The 26,414-nt window shown below is 50.0% G+C and carries 18 protein-coding genes; 7 read left to right on the forward strand and 11 right to left on the reverse strand.

What is annotated here, in order from left to right; all coding sequences use genetic code 11:
- Positions 1-3 precede the first annotated feature (3 nt).
- From F0L74_RS29830 to cobA, 4 genes are all read right to left on the reverse strand, one after another.
- Positions 4-363, reverse strand: coding sequence for a response regulator (locus F0L74_RS29830; RefSeq protein ID WP_149841536.1), 360 nt, complete (start codon positions 361-363; stop codon positions 4-6).
- A 99-nt stretch (positions 364-462) separates the two neighbouring features.
- Positions 463-852, reverse strand: coding sequence for a hypothetical protein (locus tag F0L74_RS29835; RefSeq protein ID WP_149841537.1), 390 nt, complete (start codon positions 850-852; stop codon positions 463-465).
- An 80-nt stretch (positions 853-932) separates the two neighbouring features.
- Positions 933-1,628, reverse strand: coding sequence for a Crp/Fnr family transcriptional regulator (locus F0L74_RS29840; protein ID WP_149841538.1), 696 nt, complete (start codon positions 1,626-1,628; stop codon positions 933-935).
- Entirely contained in the window at positions 1,615-2,406 is a 792-nt protein-coding gene (gene cobA, locus F0L74_RS29845; protein ID WP_149841539.1) for a uroporphyrinogen-III C-methyltransferase, read from the reverse strand. The genes F0L74_RS29840 and cobA overlap by 14 nt, the downstream gene beginning before the upstream one ends.
- 189 nt (positions 2,407-2,595) lie before the next feature.
- On the opposite strand from cobA, the gene nirB reads away from it, so the two are divergent.
- From nirB to F0L74_RS34190, 6 genes are all read left to right on the forward strand, one after another.
- Positions 2,596-5,094, forward strand: a complete 2,499-nt coding sequence (gene nirB, locus F0L74_RS29850; RefSeq protein WP_149841540.1) for a nitrite reductase large subunit NirB — start codon at positions 2,596-2,598, stop codon at positions 5,092-5,094.
- Positions 5,095-5,127: 33 nt separating this feature from the next.
- Complete coding sequence (nirD, locus tag F0L74_RS29855) at positions 5,128-5,511, forward strand: nitrite reductase small subunit NirD (protein ID WP_149841541.1); 384 nt, start codon at positions 5,128-5,130, stop codon at positions 5,509-5,511.
- Positions 5,512-5,602: 91 nt separating this feature from the next.
- The gene (locus F0L74_RS29860; RefSeq protein ID WP_149841542.1) at positions 5,603-6,967 is read left to right on the forward strand and encodes an alginate export family protein; all 1,365 of its coding nucleotides are present in this window, start codon (positions 5,603-5,605) and stop codon (positions 6,965-6,967) included.
- 10 nt (positions 6,968-6,977) lie between these two features.
- Entirely contained in the window at positions 6,978-8,285 is a 1,308-nt protein-coding gene (locus tag F0L74_RS29865; RefSeq protein WP_149841543.1) for an MFS transporter, read from the forward strand.
- Between the two features lie 28 nt (positions 8,286-8,313).
- Positions 8,314-11,853, forward strand: coding sequence for a nitrate reductase (locus F0L74_RS29870; RefSeq protein ID WP_149841544.1), 3,540 nt, complete (start codon positions 8,314-8,316; stop codon positions 11,851-11,853).
- 10 nt (positions 11,854-11,863) lie between these two features.
- A complete protein-coding gene (locus F0L74_RS34190) occupies positions 11,864-13,324 on the forward strand; it encodes a rubredoxin (RefSeq protein WP_149841545.1) in 1,461 nt (486 codons plus the stop codon).
- Between the two features lie 17 nt (positions 13,325-13,341).
- On the opposite strand, the gene F0L74_RS29880 is transcribed toward F0L74_RS34190, so the two are convergent.
- From F0L74_RS29880 to F0L74_RS29900, 5 genes are all read right to left on the reverse strand, one after another.
- The gene (locus tag F0L74_RS29880; protein WP_149841546.1) at positions 13,342-14,616 is read right to left on the reverse strand and encodes an McrC family protein; all 1,275 of its coding nucleotides are present in this window, start codon (positions 14,614-14,616) and stop codon (positions 13,342-13,344) included.
- An 8-nt stretch (positions 14,617-14,624) separates the two neighbouring features.
- Positions 14,625-17,255: an McrB family protein gene (locus F0L74_RS29885; RefSeq protein ID WP_149841547.1), complete on the reverse strand. Its 2,631-nt coding sequence runs from the start codon at positions 17,253-17,255 to the stop codon at positions 14,625-14,627.
- A 75-nt stretch (positions 17,256-17,330) separates the two neighbouring features.
- A complete protein-coding gene (locus F0L74_RS29890; protein WP_149841548.1) occupies positions 17,331-19,889 on the reverse strand; it encodes a polynucleotide kinase-phosphatase in 2,559 nt (852 codons plus the stop codon).
- A gap of 4 nt (positions 19,890-19,893) precedes the next feature.
- Positions 19,894-21,279 carry a 3' terminal RNA ribose 2'-O-methyltransferase Hen1 gene (locus tag F0L74_RS29895; RefSeq protein WP_149841549.1) on the reverse strand — a complete coding sequence of 462 codons (1,386 nt, stop codon included), beginning with the start codon at positions 21,277-21,279 and terminating at the stop codon, positions 19,894-19,896.
- Positions 21,280-21,306: 27 nt separating this feature from the next.
- Positions 21,307-21,978, reverse strand: a complete 672-nt coding sequence (locus F0L74_RS29900) for an NAD-dependent epimerase/dehydratase family protein (RefSeq protein WP_149841550.1) — start codon at positions 21,976-21,978, stop codon at positions 21,307-21,309.
- A 125-nt stretch (positions 21,979-22,103) separates the two neighbouring features.
- Between F0L74_RS29900 and F0L74_RS29905 the strand changes: the two genes are divergently transcribed.
- Positions 22,104-23,111, forward strand: a complete 1,008-nt coding sequence (locus F0L74_RS29905; RefSeq protein ID WP_246197856.1) for an MBL fold metallo-hydrolase — start codon at positions 22,104-22,106, stop codon at positions 23,109-23,111.
- Positions 23,112-23,134: 23 nt separating this feature from the next.
- Here the strand turns inward: F0L74_RS29905 and F0L74_RS29910 are convergent, their stop codons facing one another.
- Both F0L74_RS29910 and F0L74_RS29915 read right to left on the reverse strand, forming a co-directional pair.
- Positions 23,135-24,649, reverse strand: coding sequence for a glycoside hydrolase family 32 protein (locus F0L74_RS29910; protein WP_149841551.1), 1,515 nt, complete (start codon positions 24,647-24,649; stop codon positions 23,135-23,137).
- A 27-nt stretch (positions 24,650-24,676) separates the two neighbouring features.
- Complete coding sequence (locus F0L74_RS29915; RefSeq protein ID WP_149841552.1) at positions 24,677-26,395, reverse strand: RagB/SusD family nutrient uptake outer membrane protein; 1,719 nt, start codon at positions 26,393-26,395, stop codon at positions 24,677-24,679.
- Positions 26,396-26,414 lie beyond the last annotated feature (19 nt).

Below are 26,414 nucleotides of genomic sequence, written 5' to 3' on the forward strand. Positions count from 1 at the left end.
ATACTACGTACCCAGGCAACGCTGTATAAGCGCAAGGAACTGCTCCACCACAAACGGCTTTCCCATAAACGCAGTAGCGCCGCACTGCATGGCCAGCGCCTCCAGCTCCAGCACGCCGGAGATGATCACGATAGGGATATTGCTTAGCTGCGCATTCCCCTTCAGGTGCTGGCAGATCTCCCCCGCGCTCAGCGTAAGAAAACGGCTGTTGATAATGAACAGGTCCGGTATAGCAAAATTGTATTTTAATAACTGGATATCTGAGGATATATAGTGGACTTTATAACCCGCGCCGATGAGTATTTTCCGGTAAAAAAGGATATTCTCAATATTTTTCTCAATAATAAGTATGCTTTTGTTCATGATATCAAGCTTCAGAATATATATACATCCGGTTAAGAATAGCCGCAGAACCGTGCAGCCGTAGCTGCTCAGCGGTATTAATAGGTTAACGCGGAATGCTCATCTGATCAGCGAACAATACTTAATGAAGATCTTATCGGGAATATAACGGAGCGTGGTGTTCACAAAGGACAGGCGCCTGGATGTATAAACAGCAGATAGCTGGTTAAAGAAGAATATAGCAGGCTGTATTAATATCCTGCGGGCAGACATATTATCATCGGCGCCCAATATCCCTGCGGAATAATGAAAAACAGTTGTGTTGGGAGAGGGTTCATCGTTCCGTTTACGTTGTTTAAAGACCAGTTTGCTCCAATTCACCTCATCATCCAGCAAACGTTCCAGGCAGATATTATGCGTGGCCAGCGTGAGTATGGTCCCCCATACCAGTATCTTCAGCGCAAATGCTGACAGAAGAAGATAATACGGGTATGTGCGCCACTTGTTCATAATACGTACTCCAACTGGCGCAAAATAAAAGAATATTCATAATATATTCAAAATCTTTAGGTTCAGTGGTAAACGGTGGTTTAAAGCTCCGCTTCCTTTACCAACCGTAACAGACCGCTAACGTTTGTTACCGCAATCTCCTTAGCCGTTACCGTTATAAGCCCTTCCTTTACAAACTCGCTCATAACGCGGAACACCGTTTCATAGGTGGCGCCGGTATATCCTGCCAGGTCCTGGCGGGTCAGCTGTAGCTGCAGCGCGCCATTGGCATTTATGCCAAATTTATCCTGCAATTGCAGCAGTGCACGGGCTATACGCCCTTTTACGGACATATGCGCCAGGTTGCGCATATTCATCTCTGACTCCTGCAGCTCCTGCGCGTAGAAAAGCATCAGCTCATATAAAAACCCATGGTTTACCTGCAGGCTGGTTTGGAAAAAGGTCAGGTCCACATAACATACTGTAACCGGCTCCAGGGCGGTGGCAGATATAGGGTATACCATCTCCCGCCCCATGCCACGGTGTCCTACAATGTCCCCTTTTTGCGCAAATCGCACGATCAGCTCTTTATCATTGCCCCAATGTTTATGCACCTTAACGCTGCCGCTGTATACGAAATAGATGCCCGTAACCGGGTCGCCTTCCCTAAAAAGCATAGCCCCTTTCTTAAAGGATAGCTGTTTACGATGCGTATCAATGGCCGGCGTCCATTCTTTCAGGCACAGGCGGCACAGCATACAGGTCTGCAGATCACAGCCCGGCTTATCTTTCTTCATGCGGCGCGGGCTTTTTTTGGGTGGCAGTAAGCCCCTGTACATAAGCGGGCAGCAGGTCCGCCTGTAGGCCTACCACTTCCCCGGCTATGATCACGGCAGGGTTACCCAAACCGGCCTGCTGGGCCCGGAAACTGATATCCTTCACGGTGCCGGTTACCATTTTCTGGCTGGCAGTAGTGCCATCCTGGATGATGGCCACCGGCATATCCGCCTTACCATAATATATAAATATATCCATAATGGCTTCCAGCCGGCTCATGGCCATTAAGATCACCACGGTGGCGGTAGACTGGGCGGCCAGGTACACATCCCCGGATATGCTGCCGCTGCGGGTGGTACCCGTGGTAACCCAAAAGCTCTCTGCCGTGCCCCGGCTGGTAAGGGGTATCATGGCGGTGGCAGGTACCGCCAGGGCGCTGGAGATGCCCGGCACTATCTCCACAGCTATACCGGCATTGCGGGCAGCGGTGATCTCCTCCACCGCCCTGCCAAATACAAAAGGATCCCCTCCCTTCAGGCGTACCACATGTCCATGCTCCAGGGCCTCCGCTACGATCAGCTGGTTAATTTCCTCCTGGGATAGGGCATGACAACCATACCGCTTTCCCGTAAACCGGATAATGGCCCCCGGAGCGGCGTACTCCAGTAAGGCCTCATTAGCCAGTGCGTCATATAATATTACCCTCGCCCGGCCTATGGTCCGGATGGCCTTCAGGGTGATCAGCTCCGGGTCTCCCGGGCCTGCTCCTACCAGGGATAATAGTGGATTTCGTTCCATTCTAATTATATTATAATTATAATTATATATGTTATTTACGACTAATCGCTATAAAATTAAAATCAAAATCGGTAATTTCATGATACAAATCATACAAAACAGCCAAAACAGTGACATAATTTTTAAAATTCATATTATATTAAATAATTGATAATATGAATAGCTATTAGATCATTAAAACACTGGGTAATGAAAATTGTAATTATCGGCAACGGCATGACCAGCTACAAATTCTGTGAGAAAATGGTAGCAAAAGCCGCCCCCGGTAGCGTGGAATTGGTTGTTTTTGGAGAAGAACCCCGTCCCGCCTATGACCGCGTGCATCTTAGCGCCTTTTTTTCCGGTAAGTCTGCGCAGGAACTCGAAATGGCCCCTGCAGACTGGTATGCGCAAAATGATATCACCCTGCACCTGGGCGACCCGGTTCAGCAGATAGACCGGGCACAGCAAACCGTACACTCCCATAAAGGCATTACCGAAACATATGATTGCCTGGTGCTGGCCACCGGTTCTGCCGCCTTTGTACCGCCCATTCCGGGGGTAGATAAAAAAGGCGTATTTATATACCGCACCATAGAAGACCTGGAGCTTATGCGGGACTATGCGCCCAAAGCAGTTACCGGCGCCGTAATAGGCGGTGGCCTCCTGGGCCTGGAAGCTGCCAAAGCCCTGTTGGACCTTGGACTGCGCCATACCCATGTAATAGAATTTGCCCCCCGCCTTATGCCCCGGCAGATAGACGACAACGGCTCCGCCCTACTGCGCAGCAAGCTATCCTCCCTGGGTTTACAGGTACATACCAGCATGCAGACCACAGAGATCCTGGGCGATACGTCCATTACCGGCCTCCAGTTTGCCGATGATAGCACCCTTCCGGCAGATATGCTGGTGATCTCCGCCGGCATACAGCCCCGCGATGAGCTGGCCCGGCTCTGCGGACTGGAAACCGGTCACCGTGGTGGTATTATAGTGAACGACCAGTTACAGACCACCGATCCAAACATATACGCCATTGGCGAGTGCGCATTATATAATGGTATGATCTACGGCCTGGTAGCGCCCGGCTACGAAATGGCGGAAGTAGCCGCCTCCCATATGCTGGGCGCCCACAAAGCCTTTACCGGTTTTGATATGAGCACCAAGCTCAAACTGATAGGCGTGGATGTGGCCAGCTTTGGCAATCCGTTCACACCGGCAGACCAGTGCCGCAGCATCGTGTTTGAAGACACATTAAAAGGCATATACAAACGCATCAATATCACCCCGGACGGCCAACACCTGTTAGGCGGCATCCTGATAGGTGATGCGGACGATTATAATATGCTGCTGCAAACCGCCAAGAACAAAGTAGTACTGCCTCCCAACCCGGAAGATGTGCTGCTGGGGGCACGCGGCGGCAAAGAAGCCGGCGGCGCGGGCGTACTGGGCCTGCCGGATGAAGCTATCATCTGCAGCTGCGAGAATGTAAGCAAAGCGGCTATCTGCACTGCGGTGACCGATGGTAACGAAACCCTGGACGCCGTAAAAAAATGTACCAAGGCAGCTACCTGCTGCGGCGGCTGCGCCCCCATGGTAAAAGACCTGATCACCAGCACCATGAAATCCCAGGGCAAATACATCCGCAATGTGATCTGCGAACATTTCAGCTACTCCCGCCAGGAACTGTATGACCTGGTAAAAATAAAAGAGCTCCGTTCCTTCGACGCCGTACTGGACCACTATGGCCACGGCGAGGGCTGCGAAGTATGCAAGCCTGTAGTAGCCAGCATACTGGCCAGCCTCTGGAACGATATGATCCTCACCAAAGGCAACGATACCGCCCAGGACTCCAACGACCGTTACCTGGCCAATATCCAGAAAGGCGGCACCTACTCCGTAGTGCCCCGCGTGCCCGGCGGTGAAATAACGCCCCGCCAGCTGATGGTAATTGCACAGGTAGCAGAGAAATATAACCTCTACACCAAGATCACCGGCGGCCAGCGTATAGATATGTTTGGCGCGCATGTAAGCGACCTGCCCCTGATCTGGGAAGAGCTGGTAGCGGCTGGCTTTGAAAGCGGCCACGCTTACGGCAAAGCGCTGCGCACGGTAAAGAGCTGCGTGGGCAGCACCTGGTGCCGCTTTGGCCTGCATGACAGCGTAAGCTTTGCCATACAGATAGAACAACGCTACCGCGGCCTGCGCGCGCCGCATAAGCTCAAATCCGCCGTAAGCGGCTGCATCCGCGAATGTGCGGAGGCACAGTCTAAAGACTTTGGCATCATTGCCACAGAAAAAGGCTGGAACCTGTATGTATGCGGCAACGGCGGCTCCAAGCCCCAGCATGCGTTATTGCTGGCTGGCGATGTGGATAATGATACCTGTATCCGTTACATTGACCGCTTCCTGATGTTCTATATCAAAACCGCAGATCCATTGACCCGTACCGCTACCTGGCTCAATAAACTGGATGGCGGTATAGAGTACCTGCGTAATGTAGTGGTGAACGATAGCCTGGGCATTGCGGCCCAGCTGGAAACAGAGATGCAGTTCCTGGTAGATAATTATAAATGCGAATGGAAGGAAGTAGTGGACAACCCTGAGCTCCGCAAACGTTTCTCGCACTTCATTAATGCGCCGGAAGAAAAAGATCCCACCATCAAATTTGAGCACCTGCGCGAACAGAAAAAAGCCGCAGAGTGGAAATAAAATAACTAAACCGTTCACTCAACAGATCATTATATGTCATTGTCCAACACAGCAACGATTACCTGGTTTTACGCCTGCAAAGTAGAAGATGTACCAGCCAACGGCGGCGTATGCGTAAAATACCGCGACGAACAGATCGCCCTATATCATTTTCCCCGCCGGGGCGAATGGTATGCTACCCAGAACCTTTGCCCGCACCGCCGGCAAATGGCGCTGAGCCGTGGCATGACAGGCACACAGGAAGGAGAGCCTAAGGTGGCTTGCCCCTTTCATAAAAAATCTTTCTCCCTGCTGGATGGCCGCTGTCTGTCTGACGAAACAGAATGCTCTCTGAGCGTATATCCTGTTAAGATAGAAGAAGACCGGGTATACATCGGCATAACAGGAGGCGGCGTACACGCCGGGGCAATGGCATAACACTATAATGGCGAAACCCGGTAGCTGGCAGGCTATCCGGGCTTCTGACTTTAACGTGATTGGCATCATTTTAAAATCAAACCCAAGATACATGAAAAAAATGTTCCTTGGCGGAACTCCCGTACTACTTTTCTGTGCCTGGTTACAGCCCGCTTACGGACAGTTATCCATAGGCGCACAGCTACGGACACGTACAGAGCTACGCGATGGGCAGGGCGCTCCCCTCCCTAAAGGAGCAGATCCCGCCATATTCACCTCTCAACGTACCCGCCTCAGCGCCGGCTTTAGCGCTTACCGTATTCAATTAGGCATTACCCTGCAGGATGTACGCGTTTGGGGCCAGGACGCCTCCACCATTAACCGCACCACCACCGCCAACAACAATGGCCTGCTGCTGCATGAGGCCTGGGCAGATATATTGCTTACAGATACCTCCTCACACCGCCAACGCCTGTCCGTAAAGATAGGCAGGCAGGAATTGATGTATGACGACTCCCGCCTGCTGGGCAATCTGGACTGGTTGCAACAGGGCCGCCGCCACGATGCAGTGGTACTGAAATACGAACAAGACAGCTGGATGCTACACGTTGCCGGCGCATTCAACCAGAACAAGGAGAACGCCGCAGGTACCATCTACGATCCTACGGCGCCCGGCAACTATACCGGCAACACCAATGGCGGTAACAGTTATAAGAGCATGCAATACCTCTATGCCGGTAAAAAGCTGGCACAGGGCAATGTATCCTTTCTCTTCATGGCAGATCAGTTCTCCCGCTATCATACAGACAGCATAAACAATCTACCGGTAAAGACCTGGGAAGGGCCTACTTATAACCGCATGACCACGGGTCTGTACTTCAATAATACTTTTCAACGTATCACACTTACCGGCGCCGCTTATTACCAGTTTGGCAAAAACGGCGATGGACAATCACTGAGCGCAGGTTTATTATCTGCCGCTTTCCAATACGCCCTCACCCGTTCCTTTAGCGCAGGCGCTGGCGTAGATTATACCTCCGGTGGCAGCAGCGGTAACAAGAGCCATGCCTTTGATCCGCTCTACGGCACGCCGCATAAATTCTGGGGCAATATGGACTACTTCTATGTAGCCAGCGGTTTTGGCAACAGGGGATTACAGGATTATTACATTAAAACAAAACTAAAAGCAGGTAACAAATGGGTATTACAGGCAGATGCGCATGAGTTCTTCAGCGCCAGCACCCTGCCTGTGGCAGACGGCAAAACCGCGCCTACCCGCCGTTTTGGAACAGAAGCAGATCTTACGGCCACCTTCACGCTCACGTCCATAATCTCTTTTGAAGGCGGTTACAGTCATTTCTGGAACACCAATTCATTAGCAGCCGCCGGCGTAAAGAACATACCAGACGCCAAAAGCAACAGTAACTGGGCCTACCTGATGATCAGCATACGGCCCTCATTCCTGTTTCACCCTTAAAACTTTTAGTATGGCTTTAATAAACAACCAACAACCATTACAACAACTCAGGCTCTTTAGCCTGAACACGATACAGATGCGCAGCTTCCACATCACCTGGCTGATGTTCTTTGTGTGCTTCTTTGGCTGGTTCGGACTGGCCCCGCTTATGCCCACCATCCGCGAGGACCTGTCACTTACAAAAAACCAGGTGGGCAATATCATTATTGCCTCCGTATCCGGTACTATCATAGCCCGTCTCATCATAGGCAAGCTCTGTGATACCTGGGGGCCGCGCAAAACGGCTATACGTTTGCTGCTGGCCGGCTCCCTGCCGGTGTTCCTGGTGGGGCTCTCAAAAGATTATACCAGCTTCCTGCTGTTCCGGTTAGCCATCAGCGTGATAGGCGCCTCCTTTGTGATCACGCAGTTCCATACCTCCATGATGTTTGCGCCGGCCATTAAAGGCACTGCCAATGCTATTACCGGTGGATGGGGTAACCTGGGCGGCGGCGTCACCAATATGGTAATGCCGCTCATATTTGCCGCTATCGTAGGTTTTGGCTACACCAAACACGAGGCCTGGCGCTATGCCATGATCTTGCCCGGGGTAATGATGCTACTGGTAGCTTTCTTATACTACCGTTATACAAAGGATACGCCGGCCGGCAACTATAACGAAATAAACCGCGATAGCGCCAAAGGCAAAACGGATTGGTCCGTACTCGCAGACTGGCGTATATGGGCGCTTACCCTGGCCTATGCCATGTGTTTTGGCATGGAGATCACTTTTGATAATGTGGCTTCCCTGCATTTTGTAGACTCCTTCCACCTTTCGCAAAGCAATGCCGGTTTATGGGCAGGCGTATTTGGTTCCATGAACCTATTTGCCCGCGCCCTGGGCGGCATTGTTTCTGACAAGGCAGGCGCTAAAGCAGGCATGAAAGGCAAGGGCCGTTTACTGGCCTTGATGTTATTGCTGGAAGGCGCCGGCCTGCTGGTGTTTGCACAGGCCAATGCGCTGGTACCAGCCATTATTGCCATGCTGGTGTTTGCCTTGTTCCTGAAAATGGCCAACGGGGCCACCTATGGCATTGTGCCTTTTATAAATGAAAAAAATGTAGGCCTGGTAAGTGGTATTGTTGGCGCAGGCGGCAACCTGGGCGGCATGCTCTTCGGTTTCCTGTTTAAGTCTGAGCACATAACTTACATACAGGCCTTTACATACATAGGCTATATTATTATAGCAGTAGCGGTGATAGTGATGATCACCAGCTTTACCAAAGGCGCCGCTAAACAGCCGGCTGTACGGGGCGTACAGGTAGCGCTGGCAGATTGATTCTTTACAGTCATAACAAACCAGAGGGATGCAGGCATCATTTAAGACAACCTGTTGCTATTGCGGAGTAGGCTGCGGCATAGTGGTGCAACAGGACAGGCAGGGCAGGTTACAGGTAAGCGGCGATAAGGATCACCCGGTGAACCGGGGCATGTTATGCTCCAAGGGAATGAACCTGCACTATACGGTAATGGATACCAGCGATCGCCTCCTATACCCGGAAATGCGCTACAACCGCCAGATGGCCAGGCAGCGGGTTAGCTGGGACCAGGCGCTGGACCGCACCGCCGCCGTGTTCCGTACGCTTATTGCGCAATATGGCCCGGATGCGGTTGCCATCTATGCCTCCGGCCAATGCCTTACAGAAGAGTATTATGTGCTGAACAAACTGATGAAAGGTTTTATTGGCAGCAATAATATAGATACCAATTCCCGCCTGTGCATGAGCAGTGCGGTAGCCGCCTATAAAATGGCGCTGGGAGAAGATGCCGTACCGGGTTGTTATGATGATATAGAACTGGCAGACTGTATTTTTGTAGCAGGCGCTAACCCCGCCTGGTGCCATCCTATCTTATGGCGGCGGGTAGAAGCCGCCAGGGCCGCCAACCCCGCGCTAAAGATCATCGTCAGCGATCCCCGCGCTACCCAAACCTGCTCCATAGCCAATGTACACCTGCAGCTAAACCCGGGCACAGACATTGTTTTACATCATGCCCTGGGCCGCTGGCTCATAGAAAATAATTACACCGACAATCGTTTTATACAACAACATACAGAAGGTTTTGCCACTTACCGGGAGGCCGTAATGCAACGCAGTATAGCAGAAGCAGCCGCCATCTGCGGCATAACAGAAGCCGCTATCTGCGAGGCAGCCGCTTATATGTCGCAGGCCAAAGGTTTCATATCCATGTGGACCATGGGCCTTAACCAAAGCGCCGTAGGCGTGCGCAAGAACCTGAGCCTGATCAACCTGCACCTGATCACCGGCCATATAGGGCGGCCGGGCAGCGGACCTTTTTCCTTAACCGGGCAGCCCAACGCAATGGGTGGCCGCGAAGTAGGCGGCCTGGCCAACCTGCTGCCGGCCCACCGGGTATTGGATAACCCGCAACACCGCGCAGAAGTGCAGGCCTTCTGGGGTGGCGCCACCATCTCACCCAAACCGGGATTTACCGCCACAGAAATGGTGGAAGCCCTGGAAGACGGCCGCCTCAAAGCTATCTGGATCACCGGCACCAACCCGCTGGTAAGCCTGCCGGATGTACGCCGCGCAGAAGCGGCCTTACAGAAAGCACGCTTTGTAGTAGTACAGGAAATATCCAATAAACCGGAAACCCTCCGTTATGCGGATGTGGTATTCCCCGCCGCGGCCTGGGCGGAAAAAGAAGGCACCATGACCAACGCGGAACGCCGTATCAGCTACCTGCATAAGATCACCAACGCACCCGGCGAAGCGCTGCCGGATGCAGAGATCACTTGCCGCTTTGCGCAAAAAATGGGCTATCATGGCTTCAATTATCAGTCCGCCGCAGAGATCTATGCGGAGCATTGCCGCCTTACCGCAGGTACCCATATAGATATCAGCGGCCTGGATTATGCCACCCTGCAGGCCCAACGCAGCGTACAATGGCCTTATCCAAAAGATACAGCACATACCGGCACTGCCCGGCTTTTCACAGATCATCAATTCTATACGCCTTCCTCCAGAGCTATCATACACTCTTTTGACGATGGTAATACCTCTGCGCCCATTTCGCCCACCCACCCGCTGATCCTCACCACCGGCCGTATCCGCGACCAGTGGCATACCATGAGCAAGACCGGCAAGGTGAATAAACTGAAACAGCATATTGCCAACGCCTTCCTGGAAATACACCCGGATGATGCGCGCCAGCGGCATATAGCGCAGGATGATATAGTAGAGATCTTCAACGCCCAGGGCAGCGTACGCGTGAAAGCTAAACTTAGCGCCAGTATTAAAAAAGGCGTAGTCTTCCTGCCTATGCACTGGGGTAAGATCCTGCAGAACGATCTGCACCGCGCCAATAATATTACGCATGCCCTTATTGATCCTATCTCCAAACAGCCAGACCTGAAGTTTGCCGCCGTACAGGTGCAGCGCTATAAAAAGCCTTTCCAGCGCATTGTAGTGATAGGCGCCGGAGCAGGCGCCTGCGGTTTTGTAAAGGAACACCGCGTTTTAAATAACACAGATGAGATAACCGTATTCAGCAAAGAGGCCCTGCCTTTTTACAACCGCGTAATGCTGCCGGATTATATCAGCGGTACACAATCCTGGCAGCAGCTGGTAAAAATGTCGCAGGAGGAAGCCGCAGACGCCAACATTACCCTGCACCAGGGCATAAGCATCACCCATATAGACCGGGAAAAAAGAACAGTGACCGATAGCCTGGGCAGGCAGCATCCTTACGATGTATTGATCATGGCCACGGGCAGCCGGGCCGCTACATTAAAGGATATGCCGCCCATGAAAGGCATTTTTACCATGCGCAACCGGCAGGATGCAGACGCCTTTATGCAGCACATAGACCCGCAGCAAGGCAAGGTAATGATCGTGGGCGGGGGCCTGCTGGGCATAGAGCTGGCGGCCTCGCTTCGCGAAATGGGTATAGAAGTAGGCGTCATACACCGTACCTCTCGCCTCATGGACCGGCAGCTGGACGCCCTGGGCTGCCAGCTGCTCTTTGAAGAGCTCACAGACCGTAACATAGAGATCTGTTATAACGATGAAATAGCCCGTTTTACCGGCAAGGAAAAACTGGAAGGCATACAGCTTAAAAGCGGCCGCCAGATTGCCTGCCAGGCCGTGGTAATAGCTATAGGCACCGCGCCCAACACCCAACTGGCAGAAGCCATACACCTGGATTGCAAACGCGGCGTAGTGGTGAATGAATACCTGCAAACCAGCGACCCGCACATCTTTGCCATAGGAGAGATAGCGGAGTTCAACGGCACCCTGTACGGCATTACCGCCGCCGCAGAGCAGCAGGCCGCCATCGTATCCCGCTACCTTTGCGGCGATATCAGCAGCTACTACCAGGGGTCTGTATTCATGAACATATTAAAGATGCATGGCACAGACATTTGCTCCCTGGGCATGGTACATACGCCGGATGACCCGGCCTATGAAGAGGTAGTATTCATTGACAAAGCCAAACGTTATTATAAAAAATGCATCATCCATAACGACCGGTTGATGGGCGCTATCCTTATTGGTGACAAATCAGAATTTGCGGAGTTCCGGGAACTGATGCAAAACAATATGGAGCTGAGCGAGAAAAGGCTGGAGCTACTACGTTCCGGCAAAAAAGCCGCGCCCGTGGTAGGGCCGCTGGTATGCTCCTGCGGCAATGTGGGTGAAGGCAATATTATCCAACACATAAAAGAAGGCCATACCACGCTGGAAGGGCTTTGCAAAGCGGCAGGCGCAGGCCTGGGCTGCGGCAGCTGCCGGCCAGAGGTAAAAGCCATACTTGATAAGGCGCTGAAAGCAACGGCCGTTACCAAGCTCATTCAACCGCAGCCGTTGCAGGAAACGATCGCATAACTATAAAACTATGGGCAGGAAAATACATACGGTCAGCATCAACTTTACCGGCGGCATCATCTCCCCCGGTTACCTGCAGGAACTGCTCCGCATAGCCGCAGCAGCCGGCGTTAGCGCCGTACGCTTTGGGCTGCGCCAGCAACTGCTGATAGATGTGCCGGTGCAATATTTTAAACAGTTCAGCACAGATTGCAGGCAGCAGAAGATCAACTTCTATGAACCGGAGGTTTGCCCTAACATTACCAGCTCCTACCCCGCCGCCGGCATCTTTATTACAGACAGCTGGTTAAGCGAGGGCGTGTATAAAGATGTGTTTGACCTATTTGATTATACCCCCGCACTAAAAGTCAATATCTGCGATAGCCAGCAAACCTTTGTGCCCTTTTTTACCGGGCATATTAACTGGATCACCTCTGAACATGCGCATTACTGGCGCCTGTTTGTGCGCTTTCCTGGTACAGACAAATTGTTGGCCTGGCCGGACCTGGTATATACCAACGATATTGGCCGGGTAAGCCAAACCATAGAGACATTACTGCAAAAAGGATACGCCGGTCCGGATAACCTGCATGCTCAAACTGCCGCCCGCATTAGTTATATGGGCCGCCCTATCTCACATGAGCTGGAATTGCCTTCTTTCCATCTTCCCTATTACGAAGGCTTTAACCGTTATAACAACGGCTACTGGTTGGGCATTTACCGCCGTGATGAATTTTATCCGCTGGAATTCCTGCAGGATGTATGCGCCATTTGCCTGGAAACCAGAACAGGCCAGCTCTACGCCACGCCCTGGAAAACCATCATCATAAAAAGTATCGACCCTGCGCACCGCTCATTGTGGGATTATACGCTGGGCAAATTCCGTATTAATGTACGCCATGCCGCCAATGAGCTGAACTGGCAGGTAGAAGAAAACTCTGAAGATGGGCTGGTATTGAAACGCCATATTATCCGGCATTTCGACATTGCAGATGTACGCACTTACGGGCTTTGTTTTAATGTGCGGCTGGAACATACCACGGGACAGTTCGGCTCCGTGGTCATCCGCAAACAGGAGAATAAACACGGCAGCAAGCTTAAATACATGCAGCGGTATGATATACTATACACCCAGGGCTTTAACCCTAACTCAGCTACCCTGCTGCTTTTCAGGGAACAGGTAGCCAAGGAGCATCTGGGGCCTTACTTAGTATCGCTGTGCAAAGAGTTTTACGAAAAAGCCAGCGAAACAAACACCCTGCAGGATTTTGTTAGCAGCCGCCAGGCGCTGATACCGGTAAAACCGCCGGAGCGTACGGTGCACCAATGCCGCCAATGCCTGAGTGTGTATGATGAAACGCTGGGAGAAACCGCACAAGGGATAACGCCAGGTACCAGCTTTAACGCATTACCTGCCAGCTTTGGCTGCCCGCTGTGTGGCGCCGCTGCGGCGGAGTTTGAAGAGGTGAGTGAAAGCGCGCTGGGGGTGTAATGACTTCCACAAAGTCATTAGTTAAATAATTTAGATAGATAATTATACAGCTTTTTTCCTAGTTCTCTGTCCAAACATTTACCATCATTATCTAAAACGGATATCTTCAGTATACCACAGTTATGCATTGCAGTCCTGGTTTCTATTTTGCCAAAAGAACCCATGTAAGCGGTCAACTCGGGCACATACAAAAGTGTTGGATATACTAAAAAAGCACTGTTGCTTTTCCAATAGTCGTTATATACATACATCTGTTTAAGATCTCCATCTGCAGGTATATTATGGAAAAGTACTTTCCATTTGGTATCCAATATAAGCGCCTTATTATTTGAGTTATTTGTAATCACAATATCCGGCCGGATTCTTTTCACAAACACATCATCATCTGACAGCCAGAAATGCCGTGATTCCTGGCCGGCAACCCAAAAGTCTTTTGTCTGCTGCTTCCGCAGTTGACGATATATATACTCCTCCCAAAGCTCATTCATATCAAACAAGATAGCTAACACATGATGATGGCCATTACTGATATCCGGTCGCATATTGAGTAGCAACATAATGGCAATCTCTACAGCTTGTTTATATCTAGCCGTTTTACGTCCAAACAGAAGCTTACTGAATGTATCATGGGTCACACGCACATCCTGTAAATCGGGGAACGATAGTAGCAGATTGTAAACCCGGTCATTTAACAGCGGGTGTTGACTAATACCGGGTATTATACGTATTGCTTTTAACAGTATCTGATTAAAAATATTTTCCAGATCAAATACCTGGTATTGCGTAAAGCTTCGCTCCTGGTGAATGGAATTTTTCCGTATCTGTTGCGAAAAAAGCAGCTTTCCTTTGAGGCTGCTGCTGTTACCCTGTATCGTTCTGTATTTTTTCACCAACCCTTCGCGCAAAAGGACTTCACATTCCTGAATAAATATTTCCAGATATGCTTCAAGTATACTATTAGACTTTAATTTTAATGCTGCATTTTCGTTGCTATGTACGCGCATCCAATTACATTCCTGTAACATATCAATTAATACCCGCTGCCATATTTCCTTATTTGTTTCGTCTCCTTCCCGTCCAACCTTAGGCAGAATTTCTATACTGATGTTCCCCACCTGTATTACTCCCACATAGTGACTGAACTTTACGCCTTTAGGCGTGAGCGTAAAAAAACGGCCGCCATACTTATGGTTGTACCATCCCAGTTTTTCCCAATGAGACCGTGTAAACCCCTGCTCATTGATATTTAGCTGCTGGTGTTCAAATACCTGTATACACTGGTTCTTAATCATACGTTCATCTAGTAGGCGTATAAAGAAAGAAAATCTCCTGCAGTAAGGTCATCAGCCCGTTTTAACTCGTATTGCCAGGATTGTTCGTATTCACTAGCTAATGACTCCGCACCCGTAAACTTTGCAAAAATGGAATCAGAAACTGGTTGTACGCTCCTAAAAAAGCCATTTCCCAGTACTAATCCCAATTTCTCATAATCATTATAGAAATATTCCTGCAAAAGTGGCAGTATTTTATTACCAAATGCTCTTTTAAGATTTTGCAAATTATTAACTTCATACAACCACGCATGCCCTATTGTATGATCATTATCCTTTAATACTCTTAGCCGTTTGTTGATGGCGGACAACATCAGCCCCAGATCTATCCCCTCAACGGTAGTAAGTAATGATTCATCCGGCATTTGCGGTATAAAGGAAAAACGTCTTCTTAATGCAGTATCCAGCGCTTCCACACTTCTATCGGCCGTATTCATCGTTCCTAATACAAACAAATTAGGTGGTACGCCAAATTGCTCTCCGGAATAAGGCAATGTTGCGGTGATTGCTGTTTTCTCGCCAAGCCTTTTGTCTTCTTCGAGTAATGTGATTAACTCTCCGAATATCTGCGCAACATTTCCTCTATTTATTTCATCAATAATAATTACATATGCTTGTTGATCGCCCTCCGGAAATGGTCCCGGTTCCATCCATTTTATCAGCTGCTTTTTATCGTCGTAATCATACTTCTCTTCGGGAATCTCAGTAGCAGAATTGGCAATCTTTTTTATTTCGTTGAGCACAGCCCAATATGTAGAGGAATTGTTTCCCCCTATTTCCGCGCGGAACTCATCATTAATATTTTCAATTTCTTCCAACACAGGGAAAGCCATATATAAAACATTTAACCGCTTTTTTGAAACGGTATAGGATCGGCCTTCAGCCTTGTGCTTCACCTGTATATTACCATGATCTGTTACACCTTCCACAATTATATTACTACCATTTTTTGTTTTTAGATACATGGGGGACTCCTTTGATAACCGGTCCTCTATACTATCAACAAATTGATTGTAGGAATATTCAAAACTATTTAGGCTGTCTCTGGCCTCTGTATCCTGGTTAACAGCTATATTGAACGCAGCCTCGGTACAAAGTCTTTTAAAAATCCCATCAACAGTCCGATACCTTATTTGAGCTTCCCCATTTTCCGGAGGCAGGGGTTTAATTCCTTCTATAAAATCCTCGTATCCCATGCTCTGGTGAAACGTTGTAAATATGATCCGTCCCTCACGGACATAATTGTCGTATCGTGATCTTACGGACGCCATCCCCTCTTCTTTAAGAACAGCAACTTCAATTCCTTCTATAGCAGACACTGCAAAGAAAATAGTATTGTAGGTCTTGCCTGTACCTGGCGGTCCATATAAGATGGTATTTTTATTCATTTGCTTTGCATTTATTATGGGCTTTACCTCAATCTTATTATCGGTATCCACGGCAGCATCACCTGAGATCATCTGCACATTAAACTTTGGAATAAATAATTTTTCGTTTAAAAAGGAAAGATCATGTGGCCGCATTTGCCAAAAAGTGGAATTGCCACTGGGCATACTGGCATAGCGGAATGATTTGAGATCACTTATATCTGTATCAATGGGAGAAAAAATAGGTTCTATTTCCCGGTACACCCAATCCTCTCCTTCATCACCAAACATCTCTGCGGTCGCTTCATCGAACTCTTTTACTTCAGATGTAATCCGGCCGATGCAATTGATCCGGTCCCCACCATAACACAGATATACAATATCGCCAATTGCTGCTACATTAAGAAAATTATCGCCCTGCTGTTTCCTGGTATACCTATTGATCGCTATCCAATTGTTTCCCTCCAAAACGGCCGCTGGTTCATTCTTATAAAATCTGCTTTCCTTTACCAGGATACCATGTGATATCTTGAACAGACGTTGGCCATTCAAATTAAATGATATAGGTAGTACACCTGGTTCATCTCCGCTGAATTTGTGAGCAAATGCATCTAACAACCCTAGATCAGGTATATTCAACTGGGCTTTTATTTTATTAAAAGCGGCTATACAATCCGGGTAGTTATCCGGTATCTCCATCCATGTAAGGAAAGTAGTGTGGGATCTATTGATAATAGGGAATAAAGTAGGATTAATATAGTATAACCATGGAGAGTATATCCCTTTTTTAACAAGTGGGATATTAAGCACATCAAATTCGCTGCAAAGTGTTACCGCATCTCCTATTTCCCTAATATGAAATGCCTTTTCCAGGAAAGTTTTCACACTATTTAGCTCGTCTTGACTCAGATCTCTAATAGCACTTAAGCCAGCTCCTGTAAGACCGTCTTCACCCACGGCGTAAGCACCTTCCAATAATGGCCGGTGAACCTCGGGATCGGGTATATTCTGTATCAAATATCTGTCAAATACCTGATCAGATACCCCGATTTTAAACATCTGTATAAATCCGGTCAAATGCTTGCTTAGCAGAGGCTCATTACGTAATGTCTCGCTGATAATATCTTTGAAGATCGGGGCCATCGGCAATTGGTTCTGTCTTTGCCGGAAAAATTCATCTGTCTGAAATTGGGAATAGAGTTCTTTCAAACGGGGCAATCTGGTATCATTCATGATATAAGGGTATATTTTGAGTCAGGTAAATATCCTGAACTCCAACGAGATAGACAAATTTTTCCAGTAAACGCCTCACAACCTGGGATCTACCGGCTCACTTTCCAATGCCAGCACCCCAAATACACACTCATGTACCCGTTGCAACGGCTCCTTATTAACAAAACGCTGTAACCCTTCCAACCCCAGCACAAACTCGCGTAAAGCCAGGGAGCGCTTACCAGACAGCCCTCTTTCCTTTAAACGGCGCAAATGCTCCGGGAAAGTATATTCAGGCCCGTAAATGATCCGCAGGTATTCCCGGCCTCTTATCTTAATAGCAGGCTGTGTAAGCCCTTTCCCGTTCCGATGGATAAACTGGAAAGGTTTTACTACCATTCCCTCTCCTCCGCTCTCCGTAAGCCGCAGCCACCAATCCGTGGCTTCCTGTACCTGCTGCGGGTCCTGCACGTCTACTACTTTATAGGGCGTAGCCAGCAGGAATGCCGGATCTGCGGCGCACAACTGCCGGATGGCCTCCATATGCCAGGCATGGTCCTTATCCGTCCAGGTTTTACCAGCAGTGGCCAGTATATGGAAAGGCGCCAGTTTGTAATCATCCAGGCTGTTCACCGGCCAGCAGTATTGCTGGTAAGCTTTAATATACTGCGCTACCTGTTGCTGCCGGGTAGTATATTTTTCCAGCAGAACGCCCGCTTCCGGTATAGATGCAACGGTGTGCTCCAGGCTGTTGACCGTAGCGTGCAGCGCATGGATAGCCGCGGCGCCTACCAGGCCATACTGTGTTTCCAGCAGGCTCTGAGCCTTAGCGCTCCAGGGCATCAGCTCCGTATCCAGGCATACCCAGTCTGTTTCAAACTGCTCATAAAAGCCGGCGCGCTCCAGCGCTTCGTTTATCCGTTGCAGAAATGCCTGCTCCAGCGTTTTATCAGTAAAATAGGCGCGGCCGGTACGGGTATATACCGTGCCTATGCCTTCATTGGTTATACCAAATGCCTTTGTAATGGCCGCTTCATTTTTCCCTACCACTACAATGGCGCGGGAGCCCATGTGTTTCTCCTCACACACCACCTGCGTAACGCCTGCTTTGCGGAAATGATCAAATGCCTCCGCCGGATATTCCAGGTAGGCTTCCAGCTTACTGGTTTCCGCAGGGCTCATGGTAGGCGGCAGGTAAATAAGCCATTTAGGGTTGATGGCAAAACGGCTCATCACTTCCAGCGCTGCAATAGCATGCTCCTGGCGGATGGTAATGTTATGGCCATAGTTAGTGGTCACGATCTGTTTGGCCAGGAACTGGCTAATGTCCAGCACATCATCAAACTCCTGCTGCAGGCTGGTAGTGTGGACAACCGGCGGTAATAAAGGCCTTACCGGCTTGCTATAGGTGTGCAGCGCGGGCACGCTTACCAGTTCCTTTTCGGGGTAACGAAGCGCCGTTAATTTGCCGCCAAACACGCAGCCGGTATCAATATCTATGGTGCGGTTCAACCACTGCGCTTCCGGCACAGGTGTATGGCCATATACCACCATGGCGCTTCCTTTATATTCTGATGCCCAGTTGTAACGCACAGGCAGCCCAAATTCATCTGTCTCACCCGTGGTTTCCCCATACAGGCAAAACTCCCGCACCCGGGCGGATCCCCTGCCCTGCATTTCTTCCCGTAAGCCGGCATGCGCTACTACCAGCTTGCCGCCATCAAATACATAATGGCTGATAAGCCCATCCAAAAAGATCTTTATCTCTTCCCGGAAAGCAGCCGGGTGCTCCATTAGCTGTGTGATAGATTCCTCCAGGCCATGGGTCAACTGTACGTTTTTGCCATTCAGCCATTTCAACAGCTTTATATCGTGGTTGCCCGGCACGCAAAAAGCCGTACCAGCTTTTACCATATTCATCACCAACTGTAGTACGGCAGGTGTTTTAGGGCCACGGTCCACCAGGTCGCCTACAAATACGGCCTTTCTGCCGGCGGGGTGTTGCCATACGTCGTCTGTATTTTCATATTCCAGTGTCTGCAACAGGCTAACCAACTCATCGTAGCAGCCATGCACATCGCCAATGAGATCAAAAGGTCCCTGTTCTTCCTGTTTATTGTTGTATAACCTGTCGCGTATAATACCCTGTACGGCATCTGCCTGCTCCGGGCTGCGGAATTCAAAGATGTGCCGGAAGCCTTCCAGCTTCAGCTTTTTAAGGTTACGTTTCAACTGGGATACCTGGTTCGGGATCACATGTTTGCCCAGGTTCCTGTCTGTACGCAGCGCATTCCGTTGCTCGCATACATTTTCCGGCATGTTCAGCACAATGGCCACCGGTAGTACATGGTATTCGCGGGCCAGCTGTACCCAATCCTTACGGGCCTCCGGCTGTACATTAGTAGCGTCTATCACGGTCAGCAGCCCTTTTTTGAGGCGTTTGGCGGTGATAAAACGCGCCAGGTCAAAGGCGTCATCAGATGCTGTCAGGCTGTTCTCATCATCACTTACCATACCGCGGCAGGCGTCTGATGATACTATTTCCGTGGGCTTAAAATGTTTGCGCCCAAAACTGGATTTACCGGAGCTGGATGCGCCTATTAAGACTACCAGTGCAAACTCAGGTATATGGATGTGGGTTTGATCTCGTAACATATCCTCAATTCCTTGTAAAGATGGCCATCTGTGTCAGTGCGCCGGTCTCAGGGTCTTCTTCCCCTACAGGTTTATAAATAACGGTGTATGCATGTTCAGCGGCTACCTGGTCGCCCCAGGCGGCAAACTCCTGCCGGGTCCACTCAAAACGGTGGTCGTTATGGCGGAACTGTCCGGCTTCATAGTCCGGGAACTTAATATTGTATTCCGCATTAGGCGTGGTAATGATCACTATACGCGGTTTTGCAAAGCGGAAAACTGTTTTCTCCAGCGCTGCCAAACGGGGCGGGTCCAGGTGCTCGATCACCTCTACCAGCACAGCGGCGTCAAACCCTTCCAGGCGTTTATCGCGGTAGGTAAGCGAGCCATGGATCAGCTGTATCCGCTGCTGCTGGTTAGCTGGCAGGCGGTCCAGCTTTAGCCGGTCCTTTGCTATTTCCAGTGCATGATAACTTACATCCATGCCCAGCACAAACTCAAATTGTTTTGCGCCCAGCAACAGGCGTAACAGCTTGCCTTCTCCACAACCAAGATCAGCCACCCGTTTGGCGCCAGTTTGCTGCAGTTCCTCTAACACGGTTTGCAGCCGCAGGTCATGTACCCTTATTTTCCGTTCAGTGGTCAGGGGCGCTTCTTCTTCCAGCACCGTGCTTTCATCCTTCAGCAGTATTTCCAGCGCTTCGTTGGCCAGGCTTTTCTGATGTTTAAGATAACGGACGGTGATCAGTTCCCGGGCAGGGTGCTGGGGCAGCCAGGCCTGTCCTTTTTCCAGCAGCTTCTCTATTTCATTCCGGCCTACCCAGTAGTGTTTATCATTATCACATACGGGTATGAGTATATACAAATGCGACAGCAGCTGTTGCACGGTAAGGGTATTGCGCAGCTTTACGCTAAAGTAACGGCTTTCGCCCCAGGAGGGAAAAGCGGGATCTATAATATGGCGGGTGCTTTCTATACTATAGCCCAACGGGACAAACAACTCCTGCAGTACTTTTTCTCCACCCCTGACCGGCAATACATCCAGGCTTATTTCAAAAGGCATGGCTACGTTCACCAGCTCCGGTTTTTCCTTACAACGGCCATTCATGGCGGTAGAAAAAGCCTTTACAATGGCAGCGCTCATAAAGGAGCTGCTCACATAGGGGCGGTCATTCACATACTGCTCCAGGGCAAACTCATTACCGGCAGGCCCGTTATTGCGGCGTACCAGTCCTATGGGATCAATATCCAGCAGCAGCGCGATGGTACATTTCTCTGCGGATACCTCCGGATAGAAAACGTGCGCAATGCCTCCGGATATCTCCACCTGTTGTACTTTGCCAGGATGTTTATGCAGCAGATAGCTAAGATCAGATGCGGGCGGGTGGGTCGTAGTGATCGTTAATAACATAAGAGGTGTAAATGTATAAAAAAGCAGCTACACCTTCGCCAGCTGTATAATATCCTTCCCCGTGATAATATCCTTATCACAGCCCCTGCTCACCACATGTATCATAGAAAGCCCCAGCTCGCGCAGGGTACAAAAACCATTAGGATAAATGGCCCGGCCAATAGGGTACATCCAGTTAATGTATTTATAAAAACGATGCGTGCGGGTAAGCCCTTCCGTAGGTTTTATAAACCCGGGCCTGAACGCATGCGCCTTTTTAAAGGGCAGGCGCCGCAGATCATTCTCCGTTTTGCCTTTTACCCGTGCCCACATGCTGCGGCCTTTTTCCGTGCTATCTGTGCCCGCACCGGACACATAACAAAAGATCATATCCGCATTCAGCCGGCTCAGGGTTTCCGCCACATGCATGGTGAGGGTATAGGTGACTTTGGTGTATGCCGGTTCATTCATACCTACGGACGAAACGCCCAGGCAAAAGAAACAGGCGTCAAAACCGGCCAGCTCCCGTTCTATAGCGCTAAGGTTATAAAAGTCTGTGTGAATGATCTCCCTTAACTTAGGGTGGGTTACGCCAAGGGGTTTACGGTTAATGATCAGCACCTCATCCACTAACGGGTTCTGCAAACACTCATGCAGTACGCCCTCGCCTACCATACCGGTAGTACCGGTGATAATGACCCTGATAGCTGTTTTGCTCATTGTTCATTACTGTTTGCCGGCAAGGTAGGTAAATTTTGTATGCTGGTAATATTTCCATTTTAACAGATCTTTAAAGAATATATATACAGGAGGATCGTCTTCTGTTGTATAATATGGCGCATACTATGATAAAAAAACAATGGCGTTCGCTGGCCAGTTCCAGTAATTACAAGAATAACCGGTTCGAGAACCTTTCCCCCACCGCTGTTACGGCAGAGGGGGTTTCTTTTGGGCGTTTGCTGCGGGAATACTTCCGCAAACCGGCCAATGTTACGCCGTCCTATCCCCTGCCCAGCATAAAAACAGACCTGCGGGCGCTGTACTCAGATACGCCGGTTATTACCTGGTTTGGGCACTCCTCTTACCTTATTCACTGCAAAGGCACGAATATACTGGTAGATCCTGTTTTCAGCAGCTCCCTGGCCCCGGTTCCGGGCCTTATCAAGGCTTACCCGGTTACGCATGCCTACACAGCGGATGATATGCCGGATATAGACCTGATGATCATTACCCATGACCACTACGATCACCTGGACCGTAAGACCATCACACAGCTAAAAAACAAAGCAAAGGCCTGGTATACGCCGCTGGGCGTAGGCGGTAACATTGCCGGTTGTGGAGTGGATGGCAACCTCATTACTGAAATGGATTGGTGGGAAACGGAACAGCCCCTGCCCGGCATTACCCTTACCGCTACGCCTGCGCGCCACTTCTCCGGCAGGGGCCTGCGCCGCGGCGTATCATTATGGGCGTCTTTTGTATTGGAGATCTATGGGCACCGCATTTTTGTTGGCGGCGATTCCGGGTATGATACTCATTTCAAGACCATTGGCGAAAAGTACGGTCCTTTTGATATGGCGGTGCTGGAATGCGGCCAGTATAACCCGCACTGGCCCCATATACATATGATGCCGGAAGAAACCGCGCAGGCGGCCCTAGACCTGCGGGCCAAAATGCTGCTGCCGGTGCATTGGGGCAAATTCACCCTGGCCTACCATCCCTGGAACGAGTCTATAAAAAGGGTGCTGGCCAGCCCTGCCGCGCAGCAGGTACAAATTGCTACCCCTATGATCGGCGAACCGGCCAGCATAAATCCCGCACAACAGTATAGCCGCTGGTGGCTTACTGAATAGGAACTAAGTTTTAAGACAAGGCGCTAGGGCATAAGATCCCATCCTTTGAGGTTATTTACCTGCGCCTTGCCTTTTGCATAAACAGCCAGCCCGGTGGCGTCCTTATCCGGGAAAATAAGCGTGGTAAGCACGTACGCGCCATCATTCACAAACACTTCCAGGGATGATTTGTCCAATAACACCTGCAGTTTTATCTTACCATCCACCGGTTGTACGGTGAGCTTCTGCAGGTGGCCGGTCAGCTGGCCATTCTCTTCCTGGCTAACATACAGCTCATTACGTTGGGTATTATACCCCACTACCGTACCATTCCCATTCTTCTGCGCCAACTTAAAACCAGTTTCTGCCGCGGCGCCTACCGCAAATTCCGCCTCTATCCAGTTGGCGTTACCGTTAAACTGGCGGGTAGTGTTCAGCGGTATCACTTTGTCCTCAACTGTAAGCGATTGTTTTACCATTTTCTTTGCAGCCGGCAGTTTATCCAGTGCAGGATACAGCACGGCTGAAGGCTGCTGGTACAGCTTTACGCCCTCACCGGTCTGTTTCAGCATCAGATCCCTTGCTATGGACATCTGTCCGCGCCAGGGCCAGGTGTCCGTTTTAAACGGCATCAGCCAGCCCAGCATGGTTTGCCGGTTGCCGGGCAGGTGATTATAAGGGATGGCGGCATAAAACGTAGGCCCATAGTCTACAAACTGTTTATTATCCGCCGGGTAATCATTCTTAAATGTTTTACCGTCAAAATCACCAACAAAATACTGCATACCGGTAGCAGCATCCGGGTTACCGGAAGATACCATCAGCAGCCATTTCTTCCTGGTTTGGTCGCCATCTACCGGCAGCGGTGTAAGGGAAGGGCATTCCCATATTTTACGGGTATCGCCCTGGTCGCCAAATTCACTGAGCAGCGTCCACTCTTTTAGGTTGGACGAGCTGTAGAACTGCACCTTATGCTCATGCGGCACCGCTACTGTCATTAACCAGTAACGCTGCTCCGGCAACCATATCACGCTGGGATCGCGGAAGTCTTTTTTATGCAGGTCCACTACCGGGTTAGCGGTATAATTGGTGTAAGAAAGGCCCCCGTCGTTACTATAGGCAATAAACTGCGATTCTTTTTGCTGTTTGGGCTGGTCTGCCGTGTAAATAGCCACAATGGGGCCTTTACCGTTTTTGCCAAAGCCGCTGGTATTGTGCTCGTCCCATACGGCGGATCCGGAAAAGATCCAGGTAGTGGTATCTTTTCCCACCATTTCCGGTATGGCTACCGGCAGGTGTTGCCAGTGCAGCAGATCCTTACTGGTGGCATGTCCCCAGCTCATATGGCCCCATTTGTTCTCAAAGGGGTTATGCTGGTAATAGAGGTGATAAACTCCATTCAGGTAAATAAGCCCATTAGGGTCATTGGTCCAGTTCTTTTTCGGCGTAAAATGGTATACCGGCCGCCATTGCGGCGTAGGCACAGACGTTTCCTGCGCGCCGGCCAGGCAAGGCCATAAAAAAGCTGCTAACAGTATAGATAATCCGTGTTTCATCATCTGCTTATTATTTATAAAAATGACGTTTTACCAACCTGTGTTCTGGTGGTATAATCCTTTACTGAAGTTGATCTGGTTAAGCGGCACGGGCAGGTACTCATCCCTTCCTTTCTGGAATTTGGCGTCCTGCAGGTGGGCGCTGCGTGTTTTCTCTACGGTAAAATAAGCATTTAGGTATTCTGCCGCTATACCCCAGCGTACCAGGTCAAAAAAGCGATAGCCTTCCATGGCAAACTCCAACCGGCGCTCCCAGCGCATGGCCTGCCGGGCAAAATCCTGCGTCCAGGTGCAGTTAATACCGGGTTGATAAGTGCCCATTTTATAGTTGGAGGTAAAAGCGCCACCGGCCTGCTTCAGCAAACCTGTGCTGGCAGCGGCCCGGGTACGCAACTGGTTAATAAGGGGCAGGGCTTCGTTCTGCCGGCCCAGCTCTATCAATGCTTCTGCCTTAAACAGCAGCACATCCGCATACCGTATCACTGCCCAGTTCTTGGAGCTGCTCATAAAAGGAGGTATCTTCTGAAAAGTAGCATCGCCGGGCAGCACCGCTTCCTTCAGGCTTAAATAGCTGCCATATACTTCCGGCGCACGGGCCCAGGAGCGCTGGTAAATAAAGGCCGGATCATATTTGTACGGATGGCCCGGTATGGCCACGGTGTGGTCCAGGCGCGGGTCAAAGCTGTTGGTATGGAAATCCGCCTCACTGGAAACATTGGTATCATTAAACGTAGTAAACAGGGGCAGGCCATTAACATCCGTTTTAAACGCGTTTACCAGGTTATTACTGGGGGAATGAAAGCCGCAGCAGCCATAGTCCTGGTTCATGGGATAGTCCAGCGCATGCCCGTAATCCAGCCTGCCTTTGGGCGTACCATCCCCTTTGGAGTACTGGATGGCAAATACAGATTCCTTCCCATTATCGCCGGATGGCAGGAAGTTGGCAGAATAATCCGCGGCCAGCTGGTACTTGCCGGAGGCGATCACCTCATCACAGAGGCTGTTCACCTGTTGTAACAGGGTGGCGTCAATACTGGTAACAGCATTGCTCTCATTCTGCTTGTAAGCCTGGTACAGCAGCGTTTTAGCCAGATAGGCCTTTGCGGCGGATCTGTTAACGCGGCCAATTTCCGCTTGTGTTTCCGGCAGGTTACCGGCGGCAAAACGGAAATCATCTGCGATCTTGGTCCACAAAGCATCGTTAGTATACGTGTTGTTGGAGATTGTATCATAGCTCTCTTTAGGCATGGTCTCATCTATATAAGGCACATACTTAAAAAGTATCTTCAGCAGGAAATAATAATGCCCGCGCAGAAAACGCATCTCCGCCTGCCGTGTTACCTTGGTGGGGAGTACATCTTCGCCAATGGCATTCAAACGCGCCAGGGCGTCATTTACGCGGCCTATGCATACATACAGGCGGAACCATAACAGGTCTGTAGAGCCATTGTCTATCCTGTTCAGGGAAAAGGTCTCATAAAAATGAAAATCGCTGATATCGCCGGCGCCATCACCGCCTTTGTAAGCGTCGCCGCTGCGGATATTACCATATGGCCACATGCTGGAATATGGCGCGGTATAATGATCATTGCCCAATGCGGCATAAGCGGCCGTTACCATCTTCTCCACATTATCCGGCGAGTTCAGGTCATCGCCGGAGATAACGCCCTGCGGTGTTTGGTCCAGGAATTTAGAACAGGCGCCCAGCAGTATGCAGCCTAGTATCAGTATATATTTGATGTGTTTCATGGATCTTGCTGTTTACTGT

It is taken from the genome of Chitinophaga agrisoli (assembly GCF_008386695.1).
Taxonomy (GTDB): Bacteria; Bacteroidota; Bacteroidia; order Chitinophagales; family Chitinophagaceae; genus Chitinophaga; species Chitinophaga agrisoli.